Annotated in this window: 14 protein-coding genes; 5 read left to right on the top strand and 9 right to left on the bottom strand. The window is 36.0% G+C overall.

What is annotated here, in order from left to right:
• Positions 1-40 precede the first annotated feature (40 nt).
• Together ACN1CN_RS04485 and ACN1CN_RS04490 are read left to right on the top strand one after the other, a co-directional pair.
• Positions 41-397, top strand: a complete 357-nt coding sequence (locus ACN1CN_RS04485) for a roadblock/LC7 domain-containing protein (protein WP_264525581.1) — start codon at positions 41-43, stop codon at positions 395-397.
• Positions 398-429: 32 nt separating this feature from the next.
• Positions 430-810 (top strand): hypothetical protein, encoded by a 381-nt coding sequence (locus tag ACN1CN_RS04490; RefSeq protein ID WP_017497678.1) that lies wholly within the window; start codon positions 430-432, stop codon positions 808-810.
• Positions 811-1,069: 259 nt separating this feature from the next.
• Here the strand turns inward: ACN1CN_RS04490 and ACN1CN_RS04495 are convergent, their stop codons facing one another.
• Together ACN1CN_RS04495 and ileS are read right to left on the bottom strand one after the other, a co-directional pair.
• Positions 1,070-1,450, bottom strand: a complete 381-nt coding sequence (locus ACN1CN_RS04495; protein WP_026983623.1) for a TraR/DksA family transcriptional regulator — start codon at positions 1,448-1,450, stop codon at positions 1,070-1,072.
• 7 nt (positions 1,451-1,457) lie between these two features.
• Complete coding sequence (gene ileS / locus ACN1CN_RS04500; RefSeq protein ID WP_419134807.1) at positions 1,458-4,859, bottom strand: isoleucine--tRNA ligase; 3,402 nt, start codon at positions 4,857-4,859, stop codon at positions 1,458-1,460.
• 294 nt (positions 4,860-5,153) lie between these two features.
• Here ileS and ACN1CN_RS04505 point away from each other — a divergent pair, with 294 nt between their 5' ends.
• On the top strand, positions 5,154-5,954 hold the full coding sequence (locus tag ACN1CN_RS04505; RefSeq protein ID WP_419134808.1) for a T9SS type A sorting domain-containing protein: 801 nt from the start codon (positions 5,154-5,156) through the stop codon (positions 5,952-5,954).
• A gap of 78 nt (positions 5,955-6,032) precedes the next feature.
• Here ACN1CN_RS04505 and recO read toward each other — a convergent pair whose 3' ends face one another.
• From recO to gdhA, 3 genes are all read right to left on the bottom strand, one after another.
• Positions 6,033-6,746 carry a DNA repair protein RecO gene (recO, locus tag ACN1CN_RS04510; RefSeq protein WP_419134809.1) on the bottom strand — a complete coding sequence of 238 codons (714 nt, stop codon included), beginning with the start codon at positions 6,744-6,746 and terminating at the stop codon, positions 6,033-6,035.
• 96 nt (positions 6,747-6,842) lie between these two features.
• Positions 6,843-9,125, bottom strand: coding sequence for a T9SS type A sorting domain-containing protein (locus ACN1CN_RS04515; RefSeq protein WP_419134810.1), 2,283 nt, complete (start codon positions 9,123-9,125; stop codon positions 6,843-6,845).
• Positions 9,126-9,260: 135 nt separating this feature from the next.
• On the bottom strand, positions 9,261-10,604 hold the full coding sequence (gene gdhA / locus ACN1CN_RS04520) for an NADP-specific glutamate dehydrogenase (protein WP_173965045.1): 1,344 nt from the start codon (positions 10,602-10,604) through the stop codon (positions 9,261-9,263).
• A 282-nt stretch (positions 10,605-10,886) separates the two neighbouring features.
• Here gdhA and ACN1CN_RS04525 point away from each other — a divergent pair, with 282 nt between their 5' ends.
• The gene (locus tag ACN1CN_RS04525; protein ID WP_264525587.1) at positions 10,887-11,669 is read left to right on the top strand and encodes a THC0290_0291 family protein; all 783 of its coding nucleotides are present in this window, start codon (positions 10,887-10,889) and stop codon (positions 11,667-11,669) included.
• 229 nt (positions 11,670-11,898) lie between these two features.
• Here ACN1CN_RS04525 and ACN1CN_RS04530 read toward each other — a convergent pair whose 3' ends face one another.
• Positions 11,899-13,041, bottom strand: coding sequence for a cystathionine gamma-synthase (locus ACN1CN_RS04530; RefSeq protein WP_291286115.1), 1,143 nt, complete (start codon positions 13,039-13,041; stop codon positions 11,899-11,901).
• A 105-nt stretch (positions 13,042-13,146) separates the two neighbouring features.
• Here ACN1CN_RS04530 and ACN1CN_RS04535 point away from each other — a divergent pair, with 105 nt between their 5' ends.
• Positions 13,147-13,890 carry a DUF3298 and DUF4163 domain-containing protein gene (locus tag ACN1CN_RS04535; protein WP_264525589.1) on the top strand — a complete coding sequence of 248 codons (744 nt, stop codon included), beginning with the start codon at positions 13,147-13,149 and terminating at the stop codon, positions 13,888-13,890.
• A gap of 113 nt (positions 13,891-14,003) precedes the next feature.
• On the opposite strand, the gene ACN1CN_RS04540 is transcribed toward ACN1CN_RS04535, so the two are convergent.
• The 3 genes from ACN1CN_RS04540 to ACN1CN_RS04550 all read right to left on the bottom strand — a co-directional run bounded on the left by ACN1CN_RS04540 (position 14,004) and on the right by ACN1CN_RS04550 (position 17,152).
• The gene (locus ACN1CN_RS04540; protein WP_264525590.1) at positions 14,004-15,155 is read right to left on the bottom strand and encodes an ATP-binding protein; all 1,152 of its coding nucleotides are present in this window, start codon (positions 15,153-15,155) and stop codon (positions 14,004-14,006) included.
• A gap of 240 nt (positions 15,156-15,395) precedes the next feature.
• The gene (locus ACN1CN_RS04545) at positions 15,396-16,151 is read right to left on the bottom strand and encodes an SDR family NAD(P)-dependent oxidoreductase (RefSeq protein ID WP_264525591.1); all 756 of its coding nucleotides are present in this window, start codon (positions 16,149-16,151) and stop codon (positions 15,396-15,398) included.
• A 128-nt stretch (positions 16,152-16,279) separates the two neighbouring features.
• Positions 16,280-17,152 (bottom strand): aldo/keto reductase, encoded by an 873-nt coding sequence (locus tag ACN1CN_RS04550; RefSeq protein ID WP_419134811.1) that lies wholly within the window; start codon positions 17,150-17,152, stop codon positions 16,280-16,282.
• Positions 17,153-17,340 lie beyond the last annotated feature (188 nt).

Here is a 17,340-nt window from a genome sequence, read left to right on the forward strand (position 1 = left end):
AACGAAAAGAATTTAACAACTTTCCTAAATCTTACAAAATATGAATGAAATCACAACTACTCTAAACGATTTTCTGCTTTCTACCAAATCTTCCGCAGCATTAATCATTAATGGGAAAGGAAAATTAATCACATCACTTCATTTAGACTACGCGGATAGTATTGCCGCAATGAGCTCGGCCATCGTATCGATGAGCGACAAACTTTTATTAGATCTCGAAAAAGGCTCTCTGAAACAACTCTTTTTAAAAACCACAGAAGGAGTTGTTGTTGGGAACAAAATAAGCGGCACAAATTTTATCATTACCTTTTCAAGAGACGGCAGCAACCTTGGTTTATTACTACGATCGACCGAAGAAACTGCTACAGAACTGAGCAAAAATTCTTTGTTAAAATAACATATTTCTATTAACACCAAACCCCGAAAACTATGAGTAATGACTTTTTAAACGTTTTTTTAAATGAAATGAAAACTAACGTAAACGGCTTTATTGCAGTAGCTGTAACAGAAATCGAATCAGGATTAAGCTTTGGAAACCTGACAACAGATCCGGCATTTGACCCTGAACTTGCAGCGGCTTACAATCTCGAAGTTGTGAAAGCAAAATTAAGTGCAGTAAAAGCTTTAAATTTAAACCAGGAGATCGAAGACATTTTGATTACGCTATCCAATCAAATTCACATTATCGACATTTCTCCCAACAAAAAGTTCATGATCTATCTTGCGGCAGATTCAACTAAAGCAAATTTAGGAATGACAAGAGCCGTTTTAAGAAAACACAAATTAGAATTAGAAAAAAACTTAGCTTAAACTCAAGCTTATTTTATTAATTAGAACTGTCTTCTTTACAGACAGTTCTAATTGATATTATTTCTTTCCTACGTAAAAACTCTTGTTTTTAAAATTCTTACAAAAATAAACAACCCAATTTTACTACATTTATGTTTTAATGTAGTAAAATTCTTCATGTTTAAATCTATCATTACTTCAACAAAACTGCTCAAACATTAAACAAAAAAAACGCCCCTAAAAGGAGCGTCTATTTTTTTATGGAGTATAAAACCCGGAATTATCTCTGCAAGTTTTTAGCTTCGATACTCATTGTAGCATGAGGAACGATTTTAAGCCTTTCTTTGCTAATTAATTTACCAGTTACTTTACAAATACCATAGGTTTTATTTTCAACACGGAATAGTGCGTTTTTTAGATCGCGAATAAACTTTTCCTGTCTGATAGCCAACTGTGAGTTTGCTTCTTTAGACATCGTTTCGCTTCCTTCTTCAAATGCTTTAAAAGTTGGAGAAGTATCATCTGTTCCGTTATTCAAATCATTCATGTAAGCACTTTTAATTAAATCCAGATCGGCTTGTGCTTTTTGTATTTTATTTTGAATTATTTCTTTGAACTCTGCTAAATCAGCATCAGAGTATCTTGTAATTTCATCTATCATATTATACTTATTTTGAAATTAATATCACTGTTTTAATATCATCAAATTCAATTTCTGTGCCGTTTTCCAACGCATCTACAAAAACCAAATCATCAGTTAATGTCTCAGACTTAATATAGTCTTCATTTTTTAGAATTGCCTCTTCTAAAAGGCCACTTCTTTTTATTTGAACTTTAATCTTATCGGTAACTTCAAATCCTGAATCTTTACGGATGTTTTGGATTCTGTTTACCAATTCTCTTGCGATTCCTTCGTTTTTCAATTCGTCAGAGATTGTAATATCAAGCGCAACTGTAATTCCGTTTGAATTTGCAACCAGCCAACCTTCAATATCCTGCGAGGTTATTTCTACATCTTCTAATGATAAAGTTACAGTATTTCCTGCAATTACAATATCCAATGCACCCTGCTTGTCTAATTGATTGATCTGTTCTGCCGAAAAAGACTGTATCTCTTTGGAAATCAGACACATATCTTTTCCAAAACGTGGCCCTAAGGCTTTAAAATTAGGCTTAATCTGCTTCACCAAAATACCCGAATCATCGTCTAAGAGCACAATTTCTTTCACGTTAACTTCCGCTTTTACAAGTTCAGAAATAGCTTCAATTTCAGCTCTCTGATTCTCGTCAAGTACCGGAATCATTACCTTTTGCAAAGGTTGACGCACTTTAATCATTTCCTTTTTACGAAGTGATAAAACCAAAGACGAGATGGTTTGCGCCTTCTGCATTTTGCTTTCTAACGTTTTATTAACAAAGTTTTCGACAAATTTTGGAAACTCTGCCAAGTGAACACTGCTATATTGCTCGGTTTGCGTAGAACCTGTTAAGTCGCGGTATAATTTATCCATGAAAAAAGGAGCGATCGGTGCACTTAATTTACTTATCGTTAATAAACAAGTATAAAGCGTTTGATACGCTGCTATTTTATCATGAGCGTACTCCCCTTTCCAGAAACGACGACGACACAAACGAACATACCAGTTACTCAGATTTTCCTGAACGAAGTCAGAAATAGCTCTTGCCGCTTTTGTAGGCTCATAATCTTCATAACATTCATCCACAAATTTTACTAATGTATGCAATTCCGACATGATCCATTGGTCAATTTCCGGTCTTTCGTTTAATGGAATTTCTGCCTCAGCATATTTAAATCCATCGATATTGGCATATAACGAAAAGAAGGAATAGGTATTATACAGGGTTCCGAAGAATTTACGACGAACCTCAGCAATTCCTTCAATATCAAACTTTAAGTTATCCCAAGGATTTGCGTTAGAGATCATGTACCAACGTGTGGCATCAGGACCATATTCCTTAATTGTTTCAAAAGGATCTGTCGCATTCCCTAAACGCTTCGACATTTTTTGTCCGTTTTTATCCAGAACCAAACCATTCGAAACTACATTCTTGTACGCAATTTTATCAAAAACCAAAGTTCCGATTGCGTGCAGTGTATAAAACCATCCACGAGTCTGATCGACACCTTCTGCAATGAAATTTGCAGGAAAATCTTTATTCTCGTCAATTTTATCTTTATTTTCAAAAGGATAATGCCATTGTGCATAAGGCATTGCTCCTGAATCAAACCAAACATCAATTAAATCACTTTCGCGTTTCATTGGCTGGCCTGAAGCTGAAACCAAAGTGATCCCGTCTACTACATTTTTATGTAAGTCGACTAAATCATAGTTTGATTCAGACATATTTCCGATTTCAAAACCTTTGAATGGGTTTTCTTTTTGAAAACCTGCTTCGATAGATTTTTCGATCGCATTGTACAATTCTTCAACAGAACCAATAAGAACTTCTTCTTTTTTGTCTTCAGTTCTCCAAATTGGCAACGGAATCCCCCAATATCTAGAACGAGATAAGTTCCAGTCGTTGGCATTTTTCAGCCAGTTTCCAAAACGTCCTTCACCAGTAGACTTAGGCTTCCAATTGATAGTTTCGTTCAGGTCGAACATTCTATCTTTTACATCGGTTACTTTAATGAACCATGAATCTAGTGGATAATATAATAACGGCTCATCAGTTCTCCAACTGTGTGGATAACTATGTACGTATTTTTCAACCTTAAAGGCTTTATTTTCTTCTTTTAATCGAATAGCAATTTCAACATCTACAGAACGCTCTGGCGCCTGACCTGCATCATAGTACTCATTCTTTACATATTTCCCGGCCAAATCGCCCACATGTGAAGTAAATCTTCCCTGCAAATCAACCAAAGGAACTGCTGTACCATTTTCGTCTAAAACCAACATTGGCGGCACTTCCGGTTTTGCTTCTTTGGCTACTTTGGCATCATCAGCACCAAAAGTAGGAGCGGTATGTACAACTCCTGTTCCATCTTCTGTAGTAACAAAATCTCCTGTGATTACTCTAAATGCATTTTCAGGATTTTGATAAGGCAATACATACGGCAATAGTTGCTCGTAACGGATCTCGGCCAAATCAACACCTTTTGCTTCTGCTAAAATTTTGTACGGAAGCTGTTTGTCTCCATTTTTTACTTTATCAAAATCAGCATCTTCCTCGCTGGCAAAAAATCCTTTTCCGAATTGTTTTCCCACTAAGTTTTTGGCCAAAACGACATTGATTGGCTCAAAAGTATACTGATTGAAGGTTTTTACTAAAACATAGTCAATCTTTGGTCCAACTGTCAAAGCTGTATTCGATGGTAATGTCCACGGAGTTGTCGTCCAGGCTAAAATATGAACATCTCCAAACCCCTGTAAAAAGGTTGGTAATGTTTCGGGTAATGTTTTAAACTGTGCTACGATCGTAGTATCAGTAACATCACGATAAGCACCGGGCTGATTTACTTCGTGAGAAGATAATCCGGTTCCGGCTTTAGGTGAATAAGGCTGAATCGTGTATCCTTTGTACAACAAACCTTTATCATAAATTTGTTTCAAAAGCCACCAAACAGATTCCATATATTTAGGCTTATAGGTTACATATGGATCTTCCATATCTACCCAATATCCCATTTTTTCGGTCAAATCATTCCATACGTCGGTATAACGCATTACGGTTTTTTTACACGCTTCGTTATATTCTTCGATAGAAATTGTTTTACCAATATCTTCTTTTGTAATTCCAAGTTCTTTTTCGGTTCCTAATTCTACAGGTAAGCCGTGAGTATCCCAACCCGCTTTTCTTTTTACCTGAAAACCTTTTTGAGTTTTATAGCGACAAAAAATATCTTTAATCGCACGCGCCATCACGTGGTGAATACCCGGCAATCCGTTTGCTGAAGGCGGACCTTCAAAAAACACATAAGGCTCAGCACCTTCACGGGTACTTACGCTCTTTTCAAATATATTTTCTTTCTTCCAAAAATCAAGTACTTCTGATGCTACTGTTGGCAAGTCAAGTCCTTTGTATTCAGTAAATTTTGTGCTCATTTTATCCTTTTCTTAAACGAGGTGCGAAAGTAAGAAATTTTAAGGAAACATGAAAGGGAATAAAAAAAAGACGAAAACACAAAAAATCCATACAATTTAAATCAAAAAAACAACTGTAAAACCAACACATTAGCATCAGCAAAATACTGAATACAAAATAATTACCCTTTTAATCAGCTCCAAAACCAACCAATATAAACCCAAATTATCTTATTAAAAAAGCTCAAAAAGCCATTATTACCTGAAAAATGCGAAGTTATTATTGTAGTTTTATCCCAACTTTAAAAGACATTTATGAAAACAAAATTACTTATTCTAGCCCTCCTGGTAACAGGTATGGCGCAAAGTCAAAACCTTCTTCAAAACGGTAGTTTTGAAAATTTTACGGCTACAACTCCAAACTCATGGACACTTACTTATGGTACCTCAGACAAAGAAAGCACAACATTCAGTGATGGGGCATCTAGTTTAAAAGCAGTTCCAACAAGTCCACAACCCTTCTTTACGCCTATTTTTTGGGCTACTCAGGATTTTACATTAAGTGATACTGAAACTTACACTGTAAAATTTGATTATTTCATTGCTGGTACCCTGCCAACTAATTACATAAGCAGGATCGGATTCGAACTAAGTTTGATAAATCAATCAGATGCCTATTTCTTCCCTCAAAATTACCCTTCTACTCCCGTAGTTTACGGCTCATGGAAAACGGTGACCTTCGATTTTAAAATACTCCAATTTAAAGCACCCGCTACCTCTGCAGCATTAAAACTTACACTACAAGCTGGGGCTGATAATGGTTCTAACACTAGTTACGTTTATTTTGACAATGTAAGCATCGTTAAAAAAGCCTCTTTAGGAACAGTAGATTTTGACAAAAAAAGCAATCCTATTGCCTACATTTCAAAAAACGAAATAAAACTAAACAGCGACTACAAAGATTCTTCTTATGTAATCTATTCTGTTGAAGGTAAAGCTGTAAAAAGAGCTAAAAACAACTCTTCTGAAAGCATTGATACTTCTGAATTAACTACCGGAGTTTATTTCTTAAAATTAAACGATGCCAGTACTTCTGTTAAGTTCATCAAACAATAAGCAATTGTTGTAATGAAAAAAGGGATGCATTTGATATCAAATTCATCCCTTTTTTTATGCCCACACTTTTTCAAAAACTTAAGAAAAGATCTCTTTTAAAACCTCTAAAGATTTCGGTTTTTTGAATCCATCCAAATGAAAGCTATAGTAATCGATCAGGATTTTGAGCAAAATTTGCCTTTCTGTCACATGAAAAACTTTTTGATCGTTTTCAAATTTCAAATCAATTAGTTTTTTTAAAAGACTGGTTTCATGTTCCGTCAAAGCAGTCGCTCCATAAAACACCGTAAAAACACCCTCAATCATTTCAAAATAAGGAAGTTCCATTTCTGAAATATCCGGATAAAAGCCCAGGTATTTTGTTGCTTCCAGAAGCAATATCAAATGAAAATTTGAGATTTCATCATGATGATCCAGCCAGCTCAGTGCCGTCTCTAAGAACACAAAAAACGATTCGTTTTTCTCTTCCTCCTGAATAGAGTAATGGAGCATTTCAGACAAAAACATGACCATAGTACTTTTTACAAGATCGGTATGAATACTTTGAAAAGGTACTGCTGTTTTTATTTCTTTGAAAGTCTCCAAAGTTCCTTTATTCTTGTGCATCGCCTCAATTTCAAGAATAGACAAAGGCTGAAAATAAGCAATTTTCTGACTCGCTTTCCGACTTGAAAAAGCATCACGCACAAAATAAGATTTCAGGCCGTTTGAAAGCGTAAAACACTTTACAATCAAACTTTTCTCCTGAAACTTTAACGATGAAATTACTATTGCTTTGGTTTTGATTAACAAAATTAGATTTTCTTAGAGATTAGACTATCTTAGACTCACTTAGACTCCTTAGACTCCTTAGACTCCTTAGACTTCTTAGATTTAACAATTACCACATTATCTAATTATCATCACTTTTTTCACTTTAGTTTCACTGCCATCCTCGGCCGAGATAAAAACCATATAGACTCCCGAAGCTACTTTGTATTTTCCAAAAGCGGTTGTATCCCATTCGATTGTTCCGCCTGACGAAGTAGTTTCGTAAACCAGATTCCCTTCGATATCTGTAATTTTAATATTGGCTTTATCAATAAGTCCTGCGACTTTTACGGTTCCGGCATATGATGGACGTACCGGATTTGGATAAACATATACATTGCTCAAATCTTCATTTGCTCCAGTTGCTATTCCTTTAAAAGAAATCATTCCTTTATTGGTCGCAATAAAAACTTCTCCGGTTACACTATTGATTTTAACATCGTTTACGACATTACTGGGCAAAGGTGAATTATTTATGGTAAAATGATACTTTGTTTCCTGTCCGTTAGACGACACCATAAATATTCCGGAATCAGCTGTACCAATCCATTTGTTATTAGCACCGTCGACCGCGATTGATGTGATAAACTGCTCATAAAGTAATTCCTGAGCCAAATTATCTTCCATAATTATAATTGGGTTTGCCTTTAACTGACTTTCTGTTTGAAAACCTCCCACATTAGACAAAACTCTTAATCCCTTAGTGGTCCCAATCCAAAGTTGATTTTTCGTATCAAGTGCTACGGCTCTTACATCGGCAGCTGGCAGATTCCCCAAATCAGCTCCAAAAGCCATCTTTTTAAAGGTGTTGTTGCTTTCGTTAAAAGCAATTACCCCGTCATTACTCGTGGCAATCCATTTTGTATTGTTTTTATCAATAACGATACCGGCATAGCTTGTTGCTTCTGCATTTATAAGAATTGTGGCTGTGGTATAACTTTGCCATTTCCCGTCGGTTTTCAGTACTTTTAAACCGTTCTTAACCCTGCTGTTCGTCACCCACAAATTACCTGATTTATCAAAAGCAGTTCCGTTAATACGAACATCAATATAATCGGGCCCTACGTAGCTTATAGACTCTAATCCGCTATTTTTTTCATTGTATAAAAAGACCGGAATATCATTTTCTATTTTTAACAATCCGGAAAAGAAAGAACTCGCAAAAACCTGTTTCTCATTCGTCGGATTTACAATCACCCGGCTGAGTGATTTTGCCTCTAAAACCTTCGAATAAGGAATATTCAGCCAACCTGAGGCATTGTATTTACTAACACCATAACTATCTAAACCATAAGGATTATAAGAAAGATCATAATCGCCATAGACTGCCCAAAGCACATCAGAACTGACATCCATAGAAAAAATATTGTTTCGTACCGGCCCCGAAGGCGTATTTTCCTGAAAAGCAGAATTCCCAGAAAGCGCAGACGAGAACAGTCCTTTTTCTTTTGTTCCAATATAAAGCTGATCCCCGATAAGGGTTGCACAACTAAAAGTTATAGTATTATCTAAAACCTGAGTATTTGCAATCTGGCGAAGCAGTACCATTTGATTGTTATAAACATAAACCACATTGGGTGTTGTGACTATTAAGTTATGATTTGCAGCACGCAAGTCTGTTGAAGGTCGCGGAAGCTGAAAAAATCCAACAAATGAATTTGAATTGTAGCGATGAATGTATCCTACTGAATTTATCGCAATAAGCTCTGTATCCAATGGCTCAACACTGGCCCAGTCACCCGCAGTAACCAAGCTCCATTGGTTAAAATCGATCAGATTACCATTGGTACTGTTGGCTCTTTTGATTCCGTTTGAAGTTGCGGCGTAGAAAAATCCATTAAAATAAGCCGTTTGCCTTACTTTAACTTCGGCACCATTATCTCCGATAAAATAAGTATCTCCGAATTGTAGAGTGGTTAAATTGAACTGAACAATTCCAAAATCACAGGAAACATAAACCATTCCGTTGTGCTCCATCAAGTGATTAATTCTCTTTAGATTGGCTGGCAATTGTTTGTTAATGATGTCGATCACCTTTAGAATAGTGCCATCGGTATCATTTACCACGATCATTAATCCGTTTTCGTATCCAATTACTGTTTTCTTAAACCCTTCGCTATGGTATAAAGAAGAGATCGTCTGTCCCGAAAGACCATCGACCGTTGTGGTGGTTTTGACTGTATTCAGGGCTGCATTTTTAGAAAAAAGAGCATTCTCTGAGGCCGCAAAAACGGTAGTTGAAGATTGCGAGAGATCTTTTACTTCATTGAATGAAAAATACCCCTGCCAGGACAATTTATTCTGAGAAAAACAAAATTGCACTGCCACCAAAACCAAAACGTAGAAAAACCTTCTTTTCATTATTTACTAAATTCAGATAGACAAATATACTACAAACGAAAGTATTTGATTTTTGTTCTCTTGCAAATAAAAAAATGCCTCCGATTTATCTTTATAAAAGACAAATGGAGGCACTAAAAAACTATAACTAAAAAATTATACTACACCTTGTGCAAGCATAGCATCGGCAACTTTAACAAATCCTGCAATGTTAGCTCCTTTTACGTAGTCAACATAACCTGATTTATCCGAACCGTATTTTACACATGAAGCATGGATTGCTAACATGATTCCTTTTAATCTTTCGTCAACTTCTTCAGATGACCAGCTTAAACGCAATGAGTTTTGCGACATTTCAAGACCTGAAGTTGCAACACCACCAGCATTAGAAGCTTTTCCAGGAGCAAATAAAATTTTTGCATCAAGAAAAACAGTAACAGCTTCCGGAGTAGATGGCATGTTTGCTCCTTCTGCAACGGCAATACATCCGTTAGCTACTAAAGCTTTAGCCTCATCACCATTTAATTCGTTTTGAGTTGCACATGGTAATGCTACATCACACTTAACTTCCCATGGACGTTTTCCTTCTACGTATTTCGCATTTGGATATTTTGCCACGTACTCGCTGATTCTTCCTCTAAGCTCATTTTTTAACTCCATTACGAAAGCTAATTTTTCAGCATCGATTCCATCTGCATCATAAATATATCCTGCAGAATCAGACAATGTAACTACTTTTGCTCCTAATTGAGTTGCTTTTTCAGTTGCATATTGTGCTACGTTTCCAGAACCTGAAACAGCAACAATTTTTCCTTTAAAGCTATCTCCTTTAGTTGCTAACATACTTTGAGCAAAGTAAACTGCTCCGTAACCTGTAGCTTCAGGACGAATTAATGATCCTCCGAAAGAAATTCCTTTTCCGGTTAAAACTCCGGTAAATTCATTTCTTAATCTTTTGTACTGACCAAACATATATCCAACTTCTCTACCTCCTACACCGATATCTCCGGCAGGAACGTCAGTATCAGCTCCAATATGTTTTGAAAGTTCTGTCATAAAACTTTGACAGAATTTCATAATTTCATTATCTGATTTTCCTTTTGGATCAAAATCAGAACCTCCTTTACCACCACCCATTGGTAATGTTGTTAAGCTGTTTTTGAAAGTTTGCTCAAAAGCCAAAAACTTCAAAATACTCAAGTTAACAGAAGGATGAAAACGCAAACCTCCTTTGTAAGGTCCGATTGCTGAATTCATCTGGATACGATATCCTTTATTAACCTGGATCTCACCTTTGTCGTTCAACCAGTTCACTCTGAACAGGATAACACGCTCTGGTTCTACCATACGCTCCAAAAGCATTTTGTTCTGGTATTTTTTATTTTCTTCAATAAAAGGAATTACCGTTTCGGCAACTTCTAAAACTGCTTGTAAAAACTCTGATTCGTTCGGGTTTTTTGCACTAACCGAATCCATAAAAGCGGTAATACTTTGTGACATGATTATTAGATTATTAACATTTAAGAAAACGTTTTCGTTATTTAAGACAAAGGTAATCGAAAATGGTATTTATTGAATATTTTTTTAAGAATCTCTTAAACTTTTATTTATAATACAGCTAATACAGAAAAAAGATATTTTAGGTTTTGCGTTTTGCAGTAAATTACTACCGAAATATTTAATAATTTAATATTTTTAATAAATATTCATCAATACAGCTGTTTATCCTTTTTAGTTCCTTGTGTTTTTATATATTTGCCGGGATTTGAAAGCCCAACCCCCATGCTTAAACCTATAGTACTCACGTTATTTGCCTTTTTTGGCATCTCAACAATTTCGACTGCACAATCACTGGCACACGAAGTTGGAATAATATTCGGCCCTGTTACTTTTCAATCTGATTTTGGTGAAAGAAATAATCTGGATACAAATCTTGGAAACACCGGATTTGGTGTCGGATTGGTTCATTTTGTCAATTTCTCTACCAACAGCAACCGGGAAAGCTTCTTTTCCGAACATTTCAAAGTCAGATCAGAACTCTCTTTTAATAGCTCAAAACTGAATCATTTTGGTGAATGGACGGAGAAAAAACCTGCTACATTAGGAGTTAAGCAACTTAAAGCCATGCACGGAAAATCGACTGTAATTAGTTTTGGATCGCAGCTCGAATTTTCTCCGGTAAAGATCCACTATTACGAAACTTCTATAGGCGCTTTCAGCCCTTATGTAAGTTTAGGTTTTTTAGTAAGTTACTATACAACAGAAGTAAGCTCTGAACTTGGTAAACTGGGAACTCCCGACACTACACTTCCAAAATACCTGACTCCTTCAGACGGCCGTCAATTTGGTTTTTCAAGTGAGAATGGTCTGGTTTTATCCGGTACTGCCGGCTTAGGTGTTCATTACAAATTAGGCCGCATGAACGATTTAATGTTCGAAACCCGTTTTCAGGTTTTCAACTCCGACTGGGTTGACGGACTAAATCCAAACAAGAAAATTTACACAGAAAACAAATCAAACGACTGGCAGGTTTGGTTTAATGTAGGATATATTCAATACTTGTAATTTTAGAAATTCCAAATCTCAAATTCCAAATCTCAAATTCCAAATCCCAAATTCCAAAGTATTACAATTGGAGTTTGGGATTTTTTATTTGAAATTCATTTATTTTTTTCAACTCCGCCTGGGTTGACGGACTAAATCCATACAAGAAAATTTACAACTAAAACAAATCCCAAATTCCAAAATGATTAAAATTGGAGTTTGGGATTTGAGATTTGGAATTTATATATTTTTATGCCAAAGCTTGCTCTAAGTCAGCAATTAAATCTTCGGCATCTTCAATACCAACACTTAATCGAACTAAGTCATCGGTGATACCTACTTCAGCTCTTTTGTCTGCCGGAATTGAAGCATGTGTCATCAAAGCCGGATGATTGGCTAAAGATTCCACTCCTCCTAAAGATTCAGCCAGCGTAAACACTTTAAGTTTTTCTAAAAAGGCAATCGAATCTTCTTTTTTCCCTGATTTAAACGTAAAAGATACCATTCCACCAAAAGCTTTCATTTGCTTTTTGGCAATTTCATGAAAAGGATGACTTTTTAAACCCGGATAATAAACCGTATTAATTTTAGGATGATTGCTCAGATATTCTACTACTTTTTCTCCATTTTCGCAATGTCTCTGCACTCTCAATGAAAGTGTTTTGATTCCTCTTAAAACCAGGAAGCTATCCATTGGTCCTAATGTTGCTCCCGTTGCAAATTGCTGAAAATGCAATTGGTCTCCTAAAGCCTCATCTTTTACAATTAAAGCTCCGGCAATAACATCTGAATGTCCGCCCAGGTATTTTGTTGCAGAGTGCATCACAATATCAGCTCCCAGATCAAGTGGTTTTTGTAAATAAGGTGTCGCAAAAGTGTTATCAACTGCAAACAAAATATTATTCGCTTTGGTAATTTTAGCTACTTCTTCGATATCTGCTAATTTCATCAACGGATTGGTTGGTGTTTCAACCCAGATCAGTTTCGTATTTTCATTGATTAATGATTTCAGTTTTTCGATATCGGTCATATCCACAAAATGAAATTTAATCCCTGAATCTTTATAAATTCGGGAGAACATTCTGTAGGTTCCTCCGTATAAATCATCCATTGCGATAATCTCATCACCAGCTTTAAACGATCTTAAAATACAATCTGTAGCCGCCAAACCTGATGAAAAAGCCAATCCACGAGTACCATTTTCAATACTAGCCAAAGCATTTTCTAAAGCTGTACGGGTTGGATTTGACGCTCTGCTATACTCATAATCCGCCAAAGGTTTTCCCGGACTGGTTTGTATAAAAGTTGAGGTTTGATACACCGGAGGCATAACAGCTCCTGTAGCTGGATCATGATGCTGACCACCATGTATTACTTTAGTATTGAATTTCATAGAGTTATATTTTTAAAATGCATAATTATGGTACAAATTTACCGTTTAATTTATTTTAATCCTGACACAACTTCTTACCTTTGTATATAATTAACACTTTTTGACATGAAACAATATCCTTTTTTAATCTTTTTGCTTTTGACATTTGTAAGCTGCAGCAAAGAACTTTCGTTTGAAAATGAGACATTTGAAAAAGAATCTACATTGCCTTGTGAAAAGGACTGTCCGAAAATAACCATTGATGTTCCTATCGCAAAAAATATCCCTATTGTAGCCGATAGTATTAATAAAAAAGTTTTTGCGGTCATTAAAGAAATCGTCTATTTTGAAGAAGACCCGAAAAAAGCCAATGACTACAAAGCGCTGGCGGCATCTTTTATTGGCTCATATGAAGAAATGCACAAAAAATTCCCTGGCGAAACTTTTGGATGGGAGGCAAAAATTAAAGGAAATGTCGAATTTGAATCCGATCAGATTATCAACCTGAAAATTGACCACTATACTTTTACCGGAGGCGCTCATGGCTATCAGGGGTATCGTTCTTTACTGTTCCATTCTAAAACAGGAAAAACGATTTTTATCGATCAGATTTTTAAAAATGAAAAAGAGTTTTTGGCTTACGCTGAAAAAGAATTCCGTAAAAAATATAAAATCCCCGAAAAATCAAACATCAATGCAACAGGTTTAATGTTTGAAAATGACAAATTCCACCTGCCACAAAACATTTTTTACACCAAAGAAGGATTGCTTTTATACTACAACTCCTATGAAGCCGCTTCTTATGCCGATGGCCCAAAAGAACTGTTGTTCCCATATGATGAAGTCAGTAAATATTTAAAATATCAATAATTTTAGGTCTGAATTAAACCAAAGCTGCATAACTAAAAAACCTTTGAGCCTTTGTCGCTTTGAGCCTTTGCCCCTTTACTCAGAACCTCAGAATCTTAGCAACTTAGCCCCTTCTATTTAGCTCCTTCCTGAAAATCGTATTTCATCTTACGCAAAATTCGAAGTGCTTCTTTAAAGGACAAATAAATATTTCCAAAAGGTTTTAAAAGCAGTTTGGCATCAATTAGTTTTTGTTTAGCATCGTCAAAACCATTCAAATAACAAATCATAAAAGTAGAAGGCAGATTTTCCAGATCTTTCAATTCACGCCCCGACAAAGCGATCCCACGCTGCAATTTTTGAAGCAGGGCCATATTCGAATTGTAAATATGATACAGCATTTTACGGTTGAATTCAGGAGGCTGAAAAAGCATTTCGCTGTCAATTTTGTAGTAACCGTTGTCAAAAAAATGAATGGTTTGTTTTTCTAACGGATAATAACTGGTTTTGTCGTTTAAGCCCAGCGGAACATACTCTGTTATGGTAAAACTATCCTCGTCATAAACAATCGTAACCACATCCTGAGCGGAATAAAAGAGTTTAATCTGTTCATTGATCAGCTCAATATCAACACGGGATAAGAAGGTTTTATCTCTGGATTTTTTAGGAACTCCTGCCCAGCAAATTACAAACAATTCTTTAAAAACATGATATTTGGGTGACATGTCTTTGTGCCTGAAATTCATAAAATCAATCACACCGTCGAGAGTGTACTGAATACTGTTTCTCGAACTGTTTTCGATCCCGATAACGGTTTCTGTGTTCTGGTAGTTTTTTTCGATTTCGCCCTCAACGGGAACCGAATTACTCCCGCGGCGCATAAAAACACTATTGGCAACAATCGTATGAATTCCTTTTTTGAAATAGGAGATTTTGCTTTTAGGTTTAATCGTCACCAATCCGATTACCTTATCTTTTGGAAGATTCGGAAAGGGCACATTTTCGTATTGAATTCTGGGTGGATTTTCTAAAAAGGCGTTCACCAGATTCTGGATTCGGCTGTCATCAAAGAAATCATCGCCTACAATTTCGTTGTCGTGATCCTCTACTCCCACCACGATATAAGAATTATTCGTAGGATTTGAATTCGACAAAGCACAAATGTGTTTCAGGAACTTCCCTTTTCCTTCACGGGAATGCAGGTTCAATTGCCTTTTTTTATCATAAAAACTGCTCTCGTCGTTATGAGCGAGCAGGTTTTTTATTAAAAGGCGTTTATTGATCATTTTTTTTAGATTGTTAGACTGACTTAGACTTCTTAGACTAGCTTAGATCTTTAGACATTCTTAGAATGTTAGATTATAGAGTTGGGAAACAAATTGCCAAACTTCTCAGACACCTAAATTAATCTAAAAATTCAAGAAGTCTGTCAACCCAATTTTAAGATTACCCACTTAGGGTAAAAAATCTAAGCAAGTCTAAGTTAGTCTAAAATTCTAAGAAGTCTAAACCAGTCTAAGAAAAGTCTATAAATCTTTTTTAACAATGGTCGATGAAGCCTGCGCTGTACTCATGACCACTAAATCGGCAATATTAACGTGGTATGGTCTTGAAATCACAAAATGAATAATATCGGCGATATCTTCTGCCTGAAGCGGATCAAAACCTTTGTACACATTCGAAGCTCTTTCGACATCACCCTTAAAACGCACTTCACTAAATTCGGTCGCTACCATCCCGGGATGAATTCCTCCAACCCTGATTCCAAACGGATTTAAGTCGATTCGCATTCCGGCAGTAATTGCGTCAACGGCATGTTTACTTCCGCAGTACACATTTCCGTTTGGATACACTTCTTTTGCAGCTGTTGAACCAATGTTTATAATATGTCCGGATTTTTTAGCAGTCATTTTCGGAATCACTGCTTTCGAAACATACAAAAGTCCTTTTACATTAATATCGATCATCGCGTCCCAATCGTCTAAATCTCCGGTTTGAATCGGGTCCAAACCATGTGCATTTCCGGCATTGTTTATCAAAACATCAATATCCGAAAAGGAAGCAGGAAGCGCCTCAATTTTTTCAAGAACCTCCTTTTTGTCCCGAACATCAAATGACAGGGAATGTACTTCTGTAAATGCCGAAAGTTCTTTTTCAAGTTCGCTTAAACGGTCGATACGTCTTCCGCAAAGCACCACTTTAAAGTTGTTCCTGGCCAGTATTTGTGCGGTTGCTTTTCCAATTCCGCTTGTGGCACCCGTAATTAAAACTGTTTTTTTCATTGTATATTTTTATTTTTATGCCACTGATTAAAAGATTTTCACAGATTAATCAATCCTTTCTAATCCATTAATCTGTGGCAAAATATTTTTAGCATTTTCTCTGAATACTGAAATCTGAATAATGAACACTAAGCAACATCGTCGCCCATACTTTCCGTCCAGATCGCGAACCAGTCTTCTTTATCCATTTCCAATTCTACTGCTTTCATTAGCGATTGAATTCGGGCAACATTTACAGTTCCGGCAATCGGAATTACTTTGGCCGGATGTTTTAAAATCCATGCCAGTAAAAGAGTATCTGAACCAAAGCCATATTTTTTAACTAGTTCGGCCAACAGCTTTTTCAAACGGCGTGTTTTTTTAGTGTCTTCTCTAAAAACCGTTCCAAGCGGATTCCATGACAACGGACGAATTCCGTGTGTTTGCATATAATCAAAACTTCCGTCAACCATAGGCTCAAAATTCGTTGCTGAAAACTGCACCTGATTATAGCTCACTTCTGTTTTCTGACGAATCAACTCGGTTTGTGAACTGGTAAAATTAGAAAGTCCGAAATCGATAATTTTACCTTCTGATTTTAGCTTTTCAACGGCTTCTGCAATTTCATCGGCCTGCATAAGCGGACTAGGTCTGTGCAGTAAAAAAACGTCAACATAATCTGTTTTCAGTTTCTTCAATGATTCTTCAACAGACCATACAATATATTCTTTAGAGTAATCGTAATGTTTGATTCTATTTTTACGGCTTTCAGCAATCATCTGAATACCGCATTTGGTGATTAATTGTAATTTTTCACGCGAAATTTTACTGGCCTGAAATGCTTTTCCAAAATCGGCTTCCGTAGTATAAGCGCCGTAAATATCTGCGTGATCAAAAGTAGTTATTTTGTTTTCGATACAAATCTGTATCATGTTTTCCATTTCTTTAAGCGTTAGGTTTTTATCCCATACACCCCAATTCATAGTGCCCGAAATAATAGGCGATAATGCTGTTTTACTCATGGTTTTATTGCGTTATTTTTGGTAATAAATGTGCTTTTCTGAAGCATAATCACCAAAGTTCTTAAAAATATAAAAATAGATTCCCAATTCGTCCTTAAAATTAGGTCGTTGGTCGAAGTTTTAACCATTCTTTAACATCTTACTTCTCAAAAAATATTCAATTTGCACTCTCAAAAGTTAGGCATAAA

Source organism: Flavobacterium sp. T12S277 (genome assembly GCF_048514875.1).
Classification (GTDB): domain Bacteria; phylum Bacteroidota; class Bacteroidia; order Flavobacteriales; family Flavobacteriaceae; genus Flavobacterium.